At 67.3% G+C, this 16942-nt stretch carries 13 protein-coding genes; 6 read left to right on the top strand and 7 right to left on the bottom strand.

Going from position 1 to position 16942, the window contains the following annotated elements:
- Positions 1-29 precede the first annotated feature (29 nt).
- Together AC06FA_RS09035 and AC06FA_RS09030 are read left to right on the top strand one after the other, a co-directional pair.
- Positions 30-932 carry a LysR family transcriptional regulator gene (locus AC06FA_RS09035; RefSeq protein ID WP_478068003.1) on the top strand — a complete coding sequence of 301 codons (903 nt, stop codon included), beginning with the start codon at positions 30-32 and terminating at the stop codon, positions 930-932.
- Between the two features lie 266 nt (positions 933-1198).
- Positions 1199-2626: an amino acid permease gene (locus AC06FA_RS09030; protein WP_478068002.1), complete on the top strand. Its 1428-nt coding sequence runs from the start codon at positions 1199-1201 to the stop codon at positions 2624-2626.
- A gap of 104 nt (positions 2627-2730) precedes the next feature.
- On the opposite strand, the gene AC06FA_RS09025 is transcribed toward AC06FA_RS09030, so the two are convergent.
- Entirely contained in the window at positions 2731-3963 is a 1233-nt protein-coding gene (locus AC06FA_RS09025) for a dipeptidase (protein ID WP_478068001.1), read from the bottom strand.
- Between the two features lie 154 nt (positions 3964-4117).
- Here AC06FA_RS09025 and AC06FA_RS09020 point away from each other — a divergent pair, with 154 nt between their 5' ends.
- Both AC06FA_RS09020 and AC06FA_RS09015 read left to right on the top strand, forming a co-directional pair.
- Positions 4118-4933: a protein klaA gene (locus AC06FA_RS09020; protein ID WP_478068000.1), complete on the top strand. Its 816-nt coding sequence runs from the start codon at positions 4118-4120 to the stop codon at positions 4931-4933.
- Positions 4930-5832, top strand: coding sequence for a hypothetical protein (locus AC06FA_RS09015; protein ID WP_478067999.1), 903 nt, complete (start codon positions 4930-4932; stop codon positions 5830-5832). The genes AC06FA_RS09020 and AC06FA_RS09015 overlap by 4 nt, the downstream gene beginning before the upstream one ends.
- Before the next feature lie 44 nt (positions 5833-5876).
- Here the strand turns inward: AC06FA_RS09015 and AC06FA_RS09010 are convergent, their stop codons facing one another.
- A complete protein-coding gene (locus AC06FA_RS09010; RefSeq protein ID WP_478067998.1) occupies positions 5877-7046 on the bottom strand; it encodes a class I SAM-dependent rRNA methyltransferase in 1170 nt (389 codons plus the stop codon).
- Positions 7047-7423: 377 nt separating this feature from the next.
- Between AC06FA_RS09010 and AC06FA_RS09005 the strand changes: the two genes are divergently transcribed.
- Positions 7424-8386 (top strand): TerC family protein, encoded by a 963-nt coding sequence (locus AC06FA_RS09005; RefSeq protein WP_108751422.1) that lies wholly within the window; start codon positions 7424-7426, stop codon positions 8384-8386.
- Between the two features lie 107 nt (positions 8387-8493).
- Complete coding sequence (locus AC06FA_RS09000; RefSeq protein WP_478067997.1) at positions 8494-9264, top strand: rhomboid family intramembrane serine protease; 771 nt, start codon at positions 8494-8496, stop codon at positions 9262-9264.
- 50 nt (positions 9265-9314) lie between these two features.
- Here the strand turns inward: AC06FA_RS09000 and AC06FA_RS08995 are convergent, their stop codons facing one another.
- The 5 genes from AC06FA_RS08995 to rnpA form a co-directional block, all read right to left on the bottom strand.
- The gene (locus AC06FA_RS08995) at positions 9315-10427 is read right to left on the bottom strand and encodes a glycerophosphodiester phosphodiesterase (protein WP_478067996.1); all 1113 of its coding nucleotides are present in this window, start codon (positions 10425-10427) and stop codon (positions 9315-9317) included.
- A 155-nt stretch (positions 10428-10582) separates the two neighbouring features.
- Positions 10583-11932 (bottom strand): tRNA uridine-5-carboxymethylaminomethyl(34) synthesis GTPase MnmE, encoded by a 1350-nt coding sequence (gene mnmE / locus AC06FA_RS08990; RefSeq protein ID WP_478067995.1) that lies wholly within the window; start codon positions 11930-11932, stop codon positions 10583-10585.
- A gap of 3 nt (positions 11933-11935) precedes the next feature.
- A complete protein-coding gene (locus tag AC06FA_RS08985; RefSeq protein ID WP_478067994.1) occupies positions 11936-14608 on the bottom strand; it encodes a polysaccharide deacetylase family protein in 2673 nt (890 codons plus the stop codon).
- Positions 14609-14729: 121 nt separating this feature from the next.
- Positions 14730-16445 (bottom strand): membrane protein insertase YidC, encoded by a 1716-nt coding sequence (yidC, locus tag AC06FA_RS08980; RefSeq protein WP_478067993.1) that lies wholly within the window; start codon positions 16443-16445, stop codon positions 14730-14732.
- Positions 16445-16939, bottom strand: a complete 495-nt coding sequence (gene rnpA, locus AC06FA_RS08975) for a ribonuclease P protein component (RefSeq protein WP_478067992.1) — start codon at positions 16937-16939, stop codon at positions 16445-16447. The genes yidC and rnpA overlap by 1 nt, the downstream gene beginning before the upstream one ends.
- Positions 16940-16942 lie beyond the last annotated feature (3 nt).

The following is a 16942-nucleotide window of genomic DNA, read 5'->3' as shown; positions in this document are numbered from 1 at the left end:
CCGGACTCACCTTGAAGGATGGCTTCACAATGGATGCCTCCGCACCGCTCACGGCCGTGGTTGCCTTCGTTCACGTGGCCGAACATGCCAGTTTCACCCGCGCCGCCGATGCGCTGGGGGTGTCGACCTCGGCGCTGTCGCAGAGTGTGCGCGCGCTGGAAGCGCGGATGGGTGTGCGCCTGCTGCAGCGGACCACGCGGCGGGTGGGCCTGACCGAACACGGCGCGCGCTTCCTGCAGCGCGTGCGCGGCGGCCTGGAGCAGATCGACCAGGCGTTCGCCGAACTGGACAGCGCGCGCTCGGTGCCGGCCGGGCGGCTGCGGGTCACCTTGCCGCGCATCGTCGCCGATCGCATGGTGCTGCCGCGGCTGCCCGATTTCCTCGCGCGCTACCCGCAGGTGCAGGTGGAACTGTGCGTGGACCCGGCGCTGACCGATCTGGTGGCCGAGGGCTTCGACGCCGGCATCCGCCTGGGTGAATCACTGGCGCAGGGCATGATCGCGGTGCCGGTCGGGCCGCCCGAACGGCAAGTGGTGGTGGCCACGCCGGCCTACTTCGAACGCCACGGTGTGCCGCAGACCCCGCATGACCTGCAGGGCCATGCCTGCATCGTGCACCGTCTGGCCAATGGCCGGTTGATGCCCTGGGAGTTCAGCCGCGAGGGCCACGACCTGGAGGTGGAAGTGACCGGGCGGCTGGTGTTCAACGATGCCGGCGTCGCCCATCGCGCCGTGCTGGATGGATTGGGCATGGCCCAGGGCTTCGCCTCCCTGGTGGCCGACGACCTTGCCGCCGGCCGCCTGCGCAGCGTGCTGCAGGACTGGCAGCCGCCGTTTCCCGGCTTCCACCTGTATTACCCGGCGCGCGAGCAGATGGCACCGAAGCTGCGGGTGTTCATCGACCACCTGCGCGCGGCCATGGATGACCGGTAGCGTCGAGCTTGCTCGACGAATCTGCCATGACCGGTAGAGTCGAGCTTGCTCGACTGTTCTGCACAGTCGAGCAAGCTCGACGCTACCCACCCGAAGCCATCGGCCACGCCCGACGTGATCACGGGCCCGTTTATGCCGATTCCGTCAACCTGATCGGGCCACAGCGCGCGGCAGGGCGGGTATGACCCCCGTCAGTGGTAATGCTGCGCTGCGTTGGGTCACACTCGGGAACTTGTCGTTCCAAGTCATCCCCTTCCGAGGCCTGCATGTCCCTGCTCCGGCGCAAGACCCTAGATTCCGTCACCGACCATGAAGCCGGCCGGCGGCTGGTCCCGACCCTCAGCTGGCCGCACCTGATCGCCCTAGGTATCGGCGCCATTGTCGGCACCGGCATCTACACGCTGATCGGCGTGGGCGCCAACCTGGCCGGACCGGCGGTGCTGATTTCCTTCGCCATCGCCGGCGCGGTGTGCGCCTGCGCGGCGCTGTCCTACGCCGAACTGTCGACCATGATGCCTGCCGCCGGCAGCGCCTATACCTACAGCTACAGCGCGCTGGGCGAAGTATTCGCCTGGGTGGTGGGCTGGAGCCTGATCCTGGAGTACTCGCTCGTCGTGAGTACCGTGGCGGTGGGCTGGTCGGGGTACTTCGTCGGCTTCCTGCAGTGGGTGCACACCCAGTTCGGCATCGACATCACCCTGCCGGCTGCCTTGGCCGCGGGGCCGCACGTGGCCGGTGGCTTCATCAACCTGCCGGCGATCATCATCACCTGGCTGGTGGCGCTGATGCTGATGGCCGGCACCAAGGAAAGCGCCACCCTCAACGCCATCCTGGTGGTGTTCAAGCTGATCGCGCTGGCCGTGTTCGTGGCCGTCGCCCTGCCCGCCTTCGACAGCAGCAACCTGCAGCCGTTCATGCCGCACGGCTTCGCCAAATCCATGGGCCCTGACGGCGTCGAGCGCGGCGTGATGGCCGCGGCGGCCATCATCTTCTTCGCCTTCTATGGCTTCGACGCCATTTCCACTGCGGCCGAAGAAACCAAGAATCCGGCCCGCGACCTGTCGATCGGCATCATCGGTTCGATGGTCGGCTGCACCATCGTGTACGTGCTGGTGGCGCTGGCCGCGGTGGGCGCGATGAGCTATGCGGTGTTCGGGCAGAGTGCCGAACCGCTGGCCCTGATCATGCGTGAACTGGGCAGCCCCAAGGCCGCCATGTTCATCGGCGTGGTCGCCATCATCGCCCTGCCCACCGTGCTGCTGGCCTTCCTGTATGGCCAGAGCCGCATCTTCTTCGTGATGAGCCGCGACGGCCTGCTGCCGCGCCGCCTGTCCAAGGTCAGCGCGCGCACCGGTACGCCGGTGGCGACCACGCTGTTCACCGCCGTGGTGGTGTCGGCGCTGGCCGGTGTGGCACGCCTGGACGAGATCGCGGCGCTGGCCAACGCCGGTACCCTGGCCGCGTTCACTGCCGTGGGCATCTGCCTGGTGGTGCTGCGCGTGCGCGAGCCGAACCGCGAACGCAGTTTCCGCACGCCGCTGGCGTTCGTGGTCGGGCCGCTGGCCGCACTGGGCTGCATCTACCTGTTCATCAGCCTGCCGCACACCACCCAGCTGTACTTCCTGCTGTGGAACGTGGTCGGCCTGGTGCTGTACTTCCTGTACAGCCGCCGCAATGCGGTGATCGCGCGCTGATCCGGGTCGCCCTTCTGTAGAGTCGAGCCATGCTCGACTGCTGGCGGCAGAAGCAGTCGAGCATGGCTCGACTCTACAAAGGCGCAGTCGAGCATGGCTCGACGCTACGGAGACGCGTAGGCCTGTGCCTTTCGCATCACCCGCAGCAGGTTGCCGCCCCAGATGTCGGCAATCTGCTGTTCGGTGTAGCCCTTGCGCAGCAGCCAGGCGGTGATCTTCGGCAGTTGGCTGACGTCGGCCAGGTCGGTCAGGCCGCCACCGCCATCCCAGTCCAGGCCGATGCCCACATGCTCCGGGCCGACGACCTTCAGGATGTGCTCGAAGTGGGCGAAGAAGTCGTCCAGGCTGGCGTGGCGCACCGGATGTTCATGGTCCAGGGCCTGCTCGGCCTGCTGCAGGGCGACGCCCTGGGCGATGGACATGCCTTCCCAGCCCCCCATCTGCTTGCTCAGCGCTTCCTCGGCCTGCCTGCGTTCGGGCGTCTTGCCGGTATCGATCAGGTAGCCGCCATAGGCGTTCACCTGGATCACGCCGCCAGCCTTGGCCAGCTTGCGCAGGCGCGCATCGTCAAGATTGCGCGGATGGTTGTAGACCGCCTTGGCCGAGCTGTGCGACAGCACGAACGGCACCGGCATCATCGCCAGCAGATCATCGAACACGGCATCGGAGGCGTGCGACTGGTCGATGACGATGCCCAGCTTCACCGCCGCGCGCACCAGGTCCTTGCCCGCCGGGCTCAGGCCCTTCCACTCCGGCCCCTTGGGATCGGTGGCCGAATCGGCGAATTCGTTGTTGGCAAAATGCACGGTACTGAGCAGGCGCAGCCCGGCGCGGTGGTAGAAGCTCAGCAGCGTCGGGTCGGCCACCAGCGGGCTGGCGTTTTCCATGCTGATGTAGACCACGCGCTTGCCTTCACCCTTGATCCGCGCGGCATCATCGGCGGTCAGCGCCAGCGCGAAGCGCTCGGGGTTGGCCGCCAGCATCTGCCGGATCTCCAGCAGGCGCTGCAGGCCATGGTCGCGCTCGGCCAGGTGCGCGGCAGCGCTACGATCACCCTGGTCGGTGTAGATGGCCCAGAAGCCGCCATCCAGTGCGCCGTCGACCATCCGCGGGTAATCCACCTGCGAGAGCGCGTTGTGGTCGTGGCGCTGCTCGATGTCGAACCCGCTGCGGCCGAAGTTGGCCGGGGTATCCAGGTGGCTGTCCAGGGTCAGCAGGCGTTGCTGCAGGGCCTTGGCGCGGGCCAGTTCCTGCGCGCTGAACTCGATGGCGTGGGCGGACAGCGGCGCGCTCAGCGCCAGGGCAAGCAGCAGGGACAGGCGACGCAACGATGGCATGGGCTCTCACCAGCAATGGGAAGAACACGACCATAGCGCCGGGTCAGCCACTACCGGTAGTGCCAAGTGGGCGCGCGCACTCCATTACACTCGGCAACAGCCGCTATCGACAACGGCAGTCGCTACGCCGCGTCATCCCTGGAACGGAATCCCGATGTCCCATCCCGCCCCACCCCCGCTTCCCACGGCACAGCCTGTACCTGAAAGTGCGCCGCTCAGCGTCGAGCAACTCAAGCGTGACGTGCTGCCGGCGTTGTTCGCTGGGCGCATCGACATCGGTCGCTACGGGCCGGCCGACCTGGCCAGCGCCAGTGCCGAGCCGGCCTGGCAGGAAGCCAGTGCCCACGCGCTGGCCCAGGCATTGGCCGATCTGGTCAGCCGCCTTTCCGCACACGACCCCAACGCACTGCTGGAACGCGCCAGCTGGTGGGAGCGGTTCACCGGTGCCGATATCGAACGGCGGCTGCGCCGGCGCATCGCGCTGGGCGGCAATGGTGACGTGCTGTCGGAAGTGGAGCACCAGGCCGCCGCGGTGCGCGGCAGCGTCGACCGCTTGAACGCGCAGCTGGATGCGCACGATGTGCAGGGCGCACGCCTGCAGATCTACATCGACGCGGGCGTGCAGTTCCTGCAGGAACTGCCGACGGACAGCGGCGCCAGCGACGATCCGCTGGTGCTGGACCGCCCCGTGGAGCGCCTGCAGCGACGGGTGGCGAACCTGACCGCGCTGCTGGCCAGCCATTCGATGAGCCGCATCCAGGTGCAGCTGGCGCGCAACCACGCCATTGAACTGCTCGACCGCTACTGCGAAACCGTGCAGATCCTGCTGCCCATCTGGCGGCAGACCATCCAGGCCCTGCAGAACAGCGACAACGCCAGCCCGCAGATGGTGGCGCGTGCGGCACAGGCCCAGGAACAATTGAAGCAGGCCCTGCAGCAGCTGCTGCGCACCTCCGGAGCACCGGCATGACCCCGTCCAGGCCCGACCCACTGCAGGTGCCGGCAGAGCTGCAGCAGCGTGTTGAAGCAGTGCCCGGCCTGCGCGCGCTGTATCGCCGGGGTTCTTTCGCGCGCACCCTGGGCCTGGCCTGTTTCGCACTGCTGCCCGCCACGGCGCTGCTGTCGATGATGCTGCTGCAGGGGCTGACCGGTAGTCCACCTTCGGCGCACGTGCCGGCCGGCTACGGCAATGAGCCCTCGTCGCTCGCCCTGCTGGCATTTGCCAACCTCAGCATCGTGGGTGGCCTGCTGGTGTGGATGGGCTTCGGCCTGCGCAGGGTGCTGCTCAACCGCGGCGTGCGCCACTTCACCTTCTCGTTCGTGATCGGCGGGTCGGTGCTGGTGGCCCTGTTGGTTGGCAACGGCTTCGTCAGTCCCGACTTCAGCCGGTCAGAAGCCGGCGATGGCACCAAGCTCGACAGCACTCAGCTGCCCGCGCTCATCGACAGCCCGGGATTCGCCGCGCTCAGCCCGCGGTGGCAGGGCTACCTGCAGGCGCAGCGTTCGCTGGCACGGGCCTCCACGCCCTTGAACAACACCGGCCTGGCCATTGCCCGCGGCGAGGAGATCGGCATCGCCGTGCCGGCGGTGATCCGTGCGCGTTTTGAAGCCAAGGCCCGGCTTCCCTATTCGGCGGGCAGCCAGGCGTGGCTGCGCGACCAGCGGTGGCGCAGCGGCGTGCAGCACGTCATCGGCATGGCAATCGCCTGGTCGTTGCTGCTGCTGATCGTCGCCGGCATCGGTCTGACCACGCTGGGGTACCACGTGCGCGGCCGGGCGCGGGTGATCAACGGCCTGCTGCAGCAGTTGCAGGTGCCGCCGGTACCGGATGTGGCACATGTCGCGGCGAGCCATGCTCGACTGAACTGATCAGGCACCGAGAGTCGAGCATGGCTCGACTCTACAGGTCGGAATCAATCAACCACGCGGCAGAACACGGCCTTCAGGTAGCGCGATTCCTGCACGTGCGCCATGAACGGATGGTCCGGACCGGCGCCGGCCACCTTCAGGATCTGGATCGTGCGGCCGGAGAAGTACGCCGCGCGGCGCAGCATGTCCAGGAACTGGTCCTCGGCCACCAGGCCGGTGCAGGAGAACGTGGCGAACAGGCCGCCCGGCTTCACCACGCCCAGCGCCAGCTTGTTCATGTCCAGGTACTTCTTCAGCGCGGTGATTACCTGGTCGCGGTCGCGGGTCATCTTCGCCGGGTCCAGGATCACCACGTCGTACTGCTCGCCGCGGTTGGCGGCGTCGCGCAGCCACGGGAAGATGTCGGACTGGACGAACTTCGGGCGCACGTTGTTCAGGCGCGAATTGCCCTTGGCGATCTGGATCACGTCCTCATCGATGTCGATGCCGACCACCTCCGAAGCACCGCGCGCAGCCGCGTACACGGCGAAACCACCGGTGTTGCAGCACAGGTCCAGCACGCGCTTGCCTTCCACCTGCTGGCTCAGCCACTCGCGGTTCTCGCGCTGGTCGGCGAAGAAACCGGTCTTGTGGGCACCGGCCGGGTCGGCGCGGAACTTGATGCCGTACTCGGTGATCACCGACGCTTCGGTGGTGGTGTTGCCGTGGAAGTCGAAGCTTTCCTGCTTCTGCACGTGTTCGTCGGCGAAGCTGTGGAAGCGGCAGCCCGGGAACTGTTCGCGCAGGGCGTCGTAGATCCATTCGCGGTGGCGGAACATGCCGGCAGCGAAGAATTCGACCACCACCAGGTCGTTGTAGCGGTCGACCACCAGGCCGGACAGGCCGTCGCCTTCGCTGTGCACCACGCGCCAGGCGTCGGACACCGCATCCAGCTTCAGCACCTCACGGCGCAGCGACACCGCCTGGGCGATCTTGCGCGAGAACCAGCCGGCATCGACCGGCACGTTCTGATCGGTTTCAAGGATGCGCACGGCAATGCGCGAGTGCCCGTTGTAGAACCCGCGGCCGATGAATTCGCCATCAATGCCGACCACGTCGACGATGGAACCGGGCTTGGGGCGGACGGTCGGCTTTTCGACCAGCTTCTGGAAGATCCACGGGTGGCTGGAACGCCACGCATTCTTCAGGCGGACAACGGGCAAGGGGGTATTCATCCACCTATTGTAAACCGGCAGCCAGGGTCGGATCCCCAACGGGGCTCCGAACCTGACCGGCGTGCCAACCAAGGTTGGCACCTACCAAGGCGGCATGGGGTCAGAGCCCCTGCGGGGATCTGACCCCGTCGGGCCGGCCATTTGACGGCGGGCCGGCCAGGCCGCAGAATCGGCGCCAGAAGGGGAGTAGCTCCCAGACGTTGTCGCCGTCAATTCGAGCCCGCAGGCTCCGGTGCAACGGCAATCCCACCCGCGTGGGGTTGCGAGCGAGACCTTCGCCGTACTGGCGAAGCTCTGTCCCTGGATCCCCCTCCCGATCCTCCGTTGCAGATCCTCGCCGTCCGGCCTGGCATTCATCTTTCCAACGGATATTCCCAATGCAGACGATCGGTAATGTGTGGATGTGGGGCGGCTTCGTGGCGGTGGTGATCATCGCCCTGCTGGTCGACCTGGTGTTGATGCGTCACGGGGGCCCGCACAAGGTCACCTTCAAGGAAGCCCTGTGGTGGTCCATAGGCTGGGTCGCCCTGGCCCTGCTGTTCAACGCGGGCCTGTGGTTCTACCTCAGTGAAACCGCCGGCCAGGTGGTGGCCAACAAGGTGGGCCTGGAGTTCCTGACCGGCTACCTGGTCGAAAAGGCCCTGGCGGTGGACAACATCTTTGTCTTCCTGATGATCATGAGCTACTTCGCGGTGCCGGAGGAACAGCGCCAGAAGGTGCTGATCATCGGCATCCTGGGTGCGATCGTGCTGCGTACGATCATGATCTTCGCGGGCAGCGTGCTGATCAGCCAGTTCCATTGGCTGCTCTACGTGTTCGGCGCCTTCCTGCTGTTCACCGGCTGGAAGATGTGGTTCGCCGCCGGCCAGGAACCGGATCTGGAAACCAACCCGGCGCTGCGCTGGATGCGCAAGCACCTGCGCCTGCTGCCCGGCTATGAAGGCAATGCGCTGAGCGTGAAGCGCGACGGCGTGCGCTGGTTCACCCCGCTGTTCGCGGTGCTGATCCTGATCGCGGTGACCGACGTGATCTTCGCCGTGGACAGCATCCCGGCCATCTTCGCCATCACCACCGACCCGTTCATCGTGCTCACCTCCAACGTGTTCGCGGTGCTGGGCCTGCGCGCCATGTTCTTCCTGCTGGCCGGCATGGCCGACCGCTTCCACCTGCTGCCGTACGGTCTGGCGCTGGTGCTGGGCTTCATCGGCATCAAGATGATGATCATCGACCTGTTCAAGATCCCCACCCCGGTGTCGCTGGGCGTGGTGGCGGTGATCATTGCCGCGACCGTGGTGCTCAGCCTGAAGTACCCGCCGAAGGAAGGTACCGGCGCGGCCTGATCCTGGCCGGGCCCGCAGCGCGCGGCCGGTGGATTGTCCCGCCGGCCGCGCCCACTCTCCCGCAGCGATGGCCTTGGTTTCGCGCCAGCCACCGCCATTGCTGAAGCATGGACAACAACGCGCCCCTGCCGGCCGGCGACGTGCCGGCCCCCCGCAACGACCGCCTGCGCATCCTGCGGGCGTTCAACACCAGCCTGGCCGCCGTGCTGGTGCTGGTGGTCGTGTTCGCCCTGCAGGGCAGTTTCGACTGGCGGCCGTGGGCGGTAGCACCGCTGGACGCCAAGGGCCTGCTGGGCCTGGTCGGCGGGCCGATGCTGCATGCGTCGGTGGAGCACATCGCCGCCAACAGCATCGCGATCCTGATCCTGGGCACCCTGGCCGGCAGCGTCTATCCGAAGGCGACCGTACGCGCCCTGCCCCTGCTGTGGCTGGGCTCGGGTGTCGGCGCGTGGATGCTGGGCAACCCGGGCAGCGTGCACCTGGGCGCCAGTGGCGTGACCCACGGCCTGATGTTCCTGCTGGCCAGCCTGGGCCTGCTGCGCCGCGACCGCGCGGCCATCGCCACCGGCCTGATCGGCATGCTGTTCTATGGCGGCATGCTGATGACCATCCTGCCGCATGCCGACGGTGTGTCCTGGCAGTCGCACATGGGCGGCGCCTTCGCCGGCATCATCGCCGCGCTGCTGTTCCGCAACGCCGACCCGCTGCCGCCGCGCCCGCACTACAGCTGGGAAGACGAGGAAGACGAGGTGCAGCCGCTGGCCGACGACGAACTGGAACCGCCCTCGCCGCAGCGCGTGCCGGTGCTGTGGCAGCCGCGCGAAGGGCAGGATTACGTGGTGATTCCGTTCCGCCGGCCGGAAGACCCGCGCGGTTGACCGGTGGCAGGGTCAGATCCCCGAAGGGGCTCTGACCCCACCCGCACGCGTCATTGCCCGGCAGCGACCGCGCCCGTGCCGTCCACCGCCTGCCGCCCCAGTGCCGGGTCGTCGGTGAAGAACGCATCGATGCCCGTCGCCAGGTAGGCGCGCATTTCCGCAATCGAACCTTCCGGGTTGCGCGCGTTGTCCGCGCCCTTGCGCAGGTTGCTGGCCTGGAAGTGGTTTTCCGGGCGGAAGGTATACGGAATGACCAGCAGCCCGGCCGCATGCGCGTCGCGCACCAGGGTCGTGGGCGTGCCCAGCGCACCGTTGGCCTGCAGCGGGATGATCGAGCGCAGTTCCGGGCCGATGCCATCGGCATAGGTGGCCACCTGCTCAAGGCCGGCCGGGGTCATCATCTGTGCGTATGTCAGGCTGCCGCCGGCCTTGGCGATGTCCGCCGGCTTCACCTCGCCCTTCCACATCAGCTGCAGCAGGCGGATGTTGCTGCCGCGCCCCAGCTTGCCGCGCAGGTAGCGCAGGTTGGCGGTCTCGAACGACTGGATGGTGACCGGACCCACGTTGGTATAGGCTTTGCCACGCAGCGCCGCCAGCAGCGCGTCTTCCATCGGCAGGCCGATGGACTGGAAGTAGGTCGGGTGCTTGATCTCCGGCACCAGGCCGATGCCGCGGTTGGCACGCCCGGCCTGCTGCACCAGGAAGGCCAGGATCTCGTCCAGGGTGGCGATGCGGAACTGACCATCGAACGCGGTGCTGCGCAGCTCCGGCAGGCGCTCGCGGGTGTACAGGGTCTTCAGCTCGGCCAGGGTGAAGTCTTCGGTGAACCAGCCGGTGACGCTCTGGCCGTCGATCACCTTGGTGGTCTTCCGCTTGGCGAATTCCTCGTGCTCGGCCACATCGGTGGTGCCACCGATCTCGTTCTCGTGGCGGGCCACCATCACCCCATCCTTGGTCATCACCAGGTCCGGTTCGATGTAGTCGGCGCCATCGGCAATGGCCTGGGCATAGGCCGCCAGGGTGTGCTCGGGCAGCAGCGCACTGGCGCCGCGGTGGCCATAGACCAGCGCCTTGGGCGCGGTCGGGGTGGACGATTCAGCACTCATGGCCACCGATGGTGCCACGGCCAGCGACAACAGCAACGCACAACCCCACGACTTCACTGCGACGTCCCCAAACGATCTGTGATGGCCGTCAGTATGCGGCGGCAATATGACAGCCGGGGGAAGCATGGGGTCGGATCCCCGTAGGGGCTCCGACCCCAGCTTCTGGCCTGAGCCTTATGCCAACCAAGGTTGGCATCTACCAGAGGCAGAGCCTATTTGCCGATGCAGAAGCTGGAGAAGATCCGGCCCAGCAGATCGTCGGCACTCATCTGTCCGGTGATCTCGCCCAGCGCGTCATGCGCCAGCCGCAGTTCTTCGGCGGCCAGTTCCAGGTGTTCGTGGGCCAGCTCGCCATCGGCGCGCTGCGCGTGTTCCTGCGCGCGTTCGATCGCATCCACGTGGCGGGTGCGCGCGGAGAACTCGCCGTCCACCTGCTCCCCTGCCCCGGCACTGGCGATGCTGCGCAGGCGCGCGTGCAGGTCGTCCAGCCCCGCGCCCGTTGCCGCCGAAACGAACACCCGGTCCGGGTCGTCCAGCGCCGGCAGCGCGTCCAGCAGGTCCGACTTGTTGTGGATGTAGACCTTGTGCGGCACGGCGGCCACGGCCTGGCCCAGCGCGGCTTCACCGGTGGCCGGGTCGCGCGCGTCCAGCACGATCAGCGCCAGGTCGGTGCGCTCGATCTCCACATGGGCGCGGCGCATGCCCTCGCGTTCGATGGCGTCGCCGCCGTCGCGCAGGCCGGCGGTGTCGACCAGGGTCAATTCCAGCCCATCCAGGCGGATGGTCTCGCGCAGGGTGTCGCGGGTGGTGCCGGCGATGTCGGTGACGATGGCGCGCTCGCTGCCGGCCAGTGCGTTCAGCAGTGAACTCTTGCCGGCATTGGGCGGGCCGATCAGCACCGCATGCAGGCCATCGCGCAGGCGGCGGCCGCGCTCGGCATCGCGGCGCAGCAGGGCCAGGTCGCCGCGCGCCTGTTCCAGACCACGCCGTACCTGCTCGCCACCCAGCGTATCCAGCGGTTCGTCGGCGAAGTCGATGGCCGCTTCCACATGGATGCGCAGCAGCACCAGTTGTTCCACCACCGCGTCGATGCGGCGCGAGAACACGCCGTCCAGCGAACGCCGTGCGGCACGCGCGGCACGGTTGTCACCGGCGGCGATCAGGTCGGCGATGGCTTCGGCCTGGGCCAGATCCAGTTTGCCGTTGAGGAAGGCGCGTTCGCTGAACTCACCGGGCCGCGCCTGCCGCGCGCCGAGGGCGATGCAGCGCGCCACCAGTTGCTGCAGCAGCACCGGGCTGCCATGGCCCTGCAGCTCCACCACTTCTTCGCCGGTGAAGCTGTTCGGCGCCGGGAACCACAGCACGATGCCGTCGTCGATCACCTCGCCGTCGGCATCGCGCAGGCGCGCGTAGTGGGCGTGGCGCGGGCGCAGCGTAGGCGCGCCCAGTGCGTTGGCGATGGCGGCCGCACGCGGACCGGACAAACGCAGCAGGCCGACACCGCCCGCGCCGGGGGCACTGGCGATGGCGACGATGGTGTCGGTGCGGGTCACATCGTTCATGGCTCAGAGCTTCTCCAGCTGTGCACGGGCCTGCGCGGCGCCACTGCCCTGCGGCTGCAGCGCCAGGTAGGTGGTGTAAGCCTGCTTCGCCTTGGCCTTGTCGCCGGCATTGAAGTAGGCATCGCCCAGGTTGAGGTGGGCGACCGCACGCGACGGGTCGATCTTCAAGGTGTTTTCCAGCCAGCGCGCCGCTTCGGCATAGCGCTGCTGGCGGTAGTAGACGAAGCCGAGATTGTTGGCGGCCTGGGCGAAGTCCGGACGCAGCTTCAGTGCTTCGGCGAACTGCGCGGCGGCTTCGTCGTACTGCTTCTCGCGGTACAGCTGCAGACCACGATCGTTGGCCTGCTGCGCGCGCTGGCGGTCCGAGGCCGGGCCGGCGCTGGGCACCACCAGCTTGGCCTTGCCGCCCTGCAGGTCGGCCACGGTGACCGGTGCCTGGGTGTTCTTGGCGTCCTGCGCGGCGTCGACCTTGTTGTTCAGCGCAATCGCATCGGCGGTCAGCTGGCGCGTATCGGCGTTGAGGTATTCTTGGCTGTCCGGCACCTGGAACACAAACTCGCCGCCCTGCGAACCGGGCAGGCTGCCAAAGGCCGGGGTCTGCTGCGAAACCGCCGACACCGCCGGCGCCACGTAGGCGGCCAGCTCGGTACCGGTGATCAGGCCATCGCCGTTCAGATCGCCCTTGCCGGCCAATGCCTGCAGCAGCACCCAGGTGAACACCGAGTGGCCGTTCGGGCCGGCATCGGCCACCTGCTGGTCAGCACCGCCGGCAGTCAGCATCTGCCGCGCGCTGCGACGCGCGTTCTCGCGCAGGAACGACGATGACGACGGTCCACCGCGGGTCAGCCCCAGGCCGCTGTAGCAGGCATCCATCACGAACATCACGTGCTTGGCCTGCATGCTCTCGGCGATGTTCTGGATGTCGGTCATCGCGATGGCGTCGGTGGCAAATTCCTTCGGGTCCGAATCGACGGGAATGATGTAGCCAAGGTCGCGACCAGAGGCGAGCTGGCGGGTGGCGCCGTGGCCGGCGAAGAACACGAACACGCGGTCGTTCTTTCCCGTGCGGTCATCGGCCAGGCGGTCGTGGAACGCGGCCAGGATGTTGTTGCGGGTGGCCTGTTCGTTCTTCAGCACGATCACCTGCGAGGACGGGAAGCCGAACTGCCCGGTGAGCGTATCGGCTACCGCCTGTGCATCGTGGCTGGCGTATTCCAGCTTCGGCCACTTGGCGTAGTTGTCGATGCCGACCACGATCGCCCACGACTTCTCGTAGCCGGTGGTGACGGTGGCATCGTTGCTGGCGCCCTTGCGCGGGCGCGCGACGTTGAATTCACGGCCGTTCCAGCCGGCGAACTGGTAACCCTCGGCGATCAGGCGATCAAGGATCTGCGGCAACGCCTTCACCGCGCGGTCGTGGATATCGTGGAACAGGATGATGCCGCGCTGTTCCTTGTTCACCTGGCCCAGCACGCGCTGCACGATCGATTCCGGCACCGGGTCGGCCCAGTCCATCGAGTCGATGTTCCACATGATCGACTTCAGGCCCGCTTCGTTCAGCAGCTGCAGGCCTTCGGCATTGCGTGCACCGTAGGGGAAGCGGAACAGCGGCGCGCGCTTGCTGTCCACATCCTTCAGCAGCGTATCGGTGTCCAGCACCTGCTGGCGTAGTGCATCGCCGGTGGTGCGCGAGAGCTGGGCGTGGGTCAGGCTGTGGTTGCCTACCGCGTAGCCCTCTTCCATCAGGCTGCGGCTGATCTTCGCCATCGGGCCCAGGGTGACCTTGCCGTCGGCGTCGACCTTGCCCAGGTTGCGGCCCACTTCGAAGAACACACCCGGCACGTCGTAGCGCTTGAGGATGGCCACCACTTCATCGGTATAGGCCTTGTGCGGGCCGTCATCGAAGGTCAGCACCACGGTCTTCGGCGGCAGGTCGCGGCCGAAGATCTCGCGGTCGCTGTCCTTCATCGACATCGGGTACGGCTCGATCACCCCGTAGTCGCGCAGGATCGACTCGCGGCTGTAGTCCTTGTGCAGGTGGGCGATGTAGTCGTCCCACTTCTCGCGCTTCAGGTCGATGGCACGGGTGCGCTCGAAGCGGCTGAAGATGCGGGTCAGTTCCTGGTTGTAGTTGCGCTCGATCTCGTCCAGCGCGTCCAGGTCTTCGCCGATGCGCTGGTGCAGCTTCACCGCCGGCAGCGAGGAATCGGCACCGACGCGGTCGTGCAGGTCGCGCAGCACTTCGCGGAACGCCAGGCGGTCGGCATCGAACAGCTCCGGCGCCGACTCGATGTAGTCCAGCACGGTGCCCAGCGTTGCAAAGCGCTGCGGGCTGCCACTGCCCAGCAGAGCATCAAACTGCGCCGCGATGGCGGTGCGCTGCTCCAGGCCATCGTGGAACAGCTGCTGGCCCACGCGCGTGGAGGTGGCACGGTCGGCGGCCGACTGCTGTTCCTCGTTGGCCAGCAGCACCACGATGCGGCGGTAGCCATCGAGCTGCTTCTGCAGCGCCTGCAGCAGCGGCGCAGCGGCCGGATCGGCAGCGGCGGCGGCCTGCGCGCTGGGCTGGGTCACCGCGTTCGCCGGCGCCTTCGCGTCCTTGTCGCCGCACCCGGCAACGACCAGGGTCAGCAACAGCGAGGGCAGGAACAGGCGGAACGACGACACTCGCGGCATGGCGGACTCGAAGGTGGGAGAAGCGGTGTGCGGGCGATTCTACCCCCGCATGCGAAAAGCCCGCCTTGCGGCGGGCTTTTCATGTCAGTCGACCAACGGTCGACTCTACCCGCCGGTCGGGTTACTTCTTCTTGACCGGGGCCGGGGCGGTGCTGGCTGCAACCGGCTCGCTGCCGTGGCGCTTGGTCATCCACCACTGCTGCAGCAGGCCCAGGCCACCGTTCACCACCCAGTACAGCACCAGGCCGGACGGCATGAAGGCCATCATGACGCCGAACACCAGCGGCATGAACTGCATCATCTTCTGCTGCATCGGGTCCATGCCCGGTGCCGGGGTCAGCTTCTGGGTGAACCACATCACCGCCACGTTGATCACCGGCAGGATGAAGTACGGGTCACGTGCGGTCAGGTCCTGGATCCAGCCGAACCAGGGCGCCTGGCGCAGTTCGACCGATTCCACCAGCACCCAGTACAGGGCGAAGAAGATCGGCATCTGGATGAGGATCGGCAGGCAGCCGCCCATCGGATTGATCTTTTCCTTCTTGTACAGCTCCATCATCGCGGTCTGGAACTTCTGGCGGTCATCGCCATAGCGTTCCTTCAGCTGCGCGATGCGCGGCTGGAAGCGACGCATCTTGGCACCGCTCTTGTACTGGGTGGCCGACAGCGGGTACAGCACCAGCTTCAGCAGCACCACCAGGCCGACGATCGCCCAGCCCCAGTTGCCCACCAGCTTGTGCACCTGGTTCAGCACCCAGAACAGGCCCTGGCCGATCACCGCCATCATCGAGAAGCGGCTGTAGTCGACCACGCGGTCCAGGCCCGGCACGTCTTCCTTGGCGATCTGGTTCACCAGCTTCGGGCCGACCCACAGGCGGGCCTCGGTGCTGGTGGACTGGCCCGGGGCCACGGTGAAGGCCGGGCCACGCGCTTCGATCAGATCACGACCGGCCACCTGCGACAGCACGTAGTGGGCGGTCTGGTCCTTCTGCGGAATCCACGCGGTGAAGAAGTGGTGCTGCAGCATCGCCAGCCAGCCGCCGGTGATGTTCTGGTTCAGCGCGCCATCTTCCAGGTAGTCCTTGAACGCACGGCGCTGGTACTTCTTGTCGTTGTCGTACCAGGTCGCGCCATTGAAGCTGAACGAATCCGGGTTGGTCATGCTCCGCGACAGGATGGTCGGGGTGCGGTCCAGGGTGCGGTAGACGTAGCCGTTCCACGGTGCAGCGCCGGCATTGATCACTTCGTCCTTGAAACGCACGGCGTACTCGTTGCGCGAGACGGTCAGCGTGCGCTTGATGGTCACGCCGTTGGCGGCCCATTCGAACGGGATCTGCAGTTCGTTCTGGCCGTCGGCCAGCACGAAGTCGCGGGTATCACCTACCAGCTTGAAGCCGTCGGCGCCGGGCACCGGGGCACTCTTGTCTTCGCTGGCCCAGCCGCTGATCGCGCTGTAGGGGTGCGCGGGGTCTTCGGTCAGCAGGCGAACCGGCGGGCTGCCTTCATCCTTGCTCTGCGGGAACTGCAGCAGCTCGGCGTCCAGCACGCGGCCGCCATCGAGCACCAGGCGCAGCACGTCGGTGGTGACGGTGACGCGCTGGGCAGCCGGGGTCGCGCTGGCCTGGGCCTGGGTCGCCGCAGCCTGGCCCGGCGCGCCGGGAACCTGTGCACTGGGGATGCTGCCCGGGGTCGCGCCCGGAACGCTCTGTGCGGCGGCCGGGGCCGAGCTGCTGGTCGGGGCCGGGGTGGGGGCGGCCGTTTCACGGCTCCACTCCATCCACAGCAGCACGGCCACCATCAGCCAGGCAAAAATGAGGAATACGCGGGTCTGGTTCATCAGCGGGCATGCTCAGCGGGGCCGGAACGCGATGCCGGCTCGGTCAAAGAGGGAGTTGCGATGCCATCAGGCGGCGGCATTGTGCCGTCCACGCCCGGCGCGGGCAATGCGCGCAGGCGCCGCAGCAGGCGCAGGAAGGCCTGGCGGATGTCGTCGTTGCTGGCGGAACGCGCAGCACTACGGGCCACGACGACGAAGTCGCCTGGCTGGATGTCGGTACGTGTCTGACGCAGGATGTCGCGCAGGACGCGCTTGATCCGGTTACGCCCAACGGCGTTCGGATCGACCTTGCGGGAAACCGCCAGACCCAGCCTGGCCGGCCGGTCAGCCGGCAGCCAGTGCAGGGTCATCAGCGGATCGGACACACGGCGGGCGCCGTTGAAGACCGTTGAATATTCGGCACGCGTGCGAACCCGCGCAGAGCGAGGGAATCGCTTGCGCGGGTCTGCAGTATTCACTGTCGAAGGGATTGCGTCTGCCGCGGTGAGCGGCATGGC

It is taken from the genome of Stenotrophomonas sp. Steno-C17, assembly GCF_056393165.1.
This window is presented reverse-complemented; position numbering and strand designations above follow the sequence as displayed.

Excerpts from the sequence above, each read along its gene's own strand:
- AC06FA_RS09035 (WP_478068003.1), top strand. The coding sequence starts at position 30 with ATGGATGCCTCCGCACCGCTCACGGCCGTGGTTGCCTTCGTTCACGTG.
- AC06FA_RS09030 (WP_478068002.1), top strand. The coding sequence starts at position 1,199 with ATGTCCCTGCTCCGGCGCAAGACCCTAGATTCCGTCACCGACCATGAA.
- AC06FA_RS09025 (WP_478068001.1), bottom strand. The coding sequence starts at position 3,963 with ATGCCATCGTTGCGTCGCCTGTCCCTGCTGCTTGCCCTGGCGCTGAGC.
- AC06FA_RS09020 (WP_478068000.1), top strand. The coding sequence starts at position 4,118 with ATGTCCCATCCCGCCCCACCCCCGCTTCCCACGGCACAGCCTGTACCT.
- AC06FA_RS09015 (WP_478067999.1), top strand. The coding sequence starts at position 4,930 with ATGACCCCGTCCAGGCCCGACCCACTGCAGGTGCCGGCAGAGCTGCAG.
- AC06FA_RS09010 (WP_478067998.1), bottom strand. The coding sequence starts at position 7,046 with ATGAATACCCCCTTGCCCGTTGTCCGCCTGAAGAATGCGTGGCGTTCC.
- AC06FA_RS09005 (WP_108751422.1), top strand. The coding sequence starts at position 7,424 with ATGCAGACGATCGGTAATGTGTGGATGTGGGGCGGCTTCGTGGCGGTG.
- AC06FA_RS09000 (WP_478067997.1), top strand. The coding sequence starts at position 8,494 with ATGGACAACAACGCGCCCCTGCCGGCCGGCGACGTGCCGGCCCCCCGC.
- mnmE (WP_478067995.1), bottom strand. The coding sequence starts at position 11,932 with ATGAACGATGTGACCCGCACCGACACCATCGTCGCCATCGCCAGTGCC.
- AC06FA_RS08985 (WP_478067994.1), bottom strand. The coding sequence starts at position 14,608 with ATGCCGCGAGTGTCGTCGTTCCGCCTGTTCCTGCCCTCGCTGTTGCTG.
- yidC (WP_478067993.1), bottom strand. The coding sequence starts at position 16,445 with ATGAACCAGACCCGCGTATTCCTCATTTTTGCCTGGCTGATGGTGGCC.
- rnpA (WP_478067992.1), bottom strand. The coding sequence starts at position 16,939 with ATGCCGCTCACCGCGGCAGACGCAATCCCTTCGACAGTGAATACTGCA.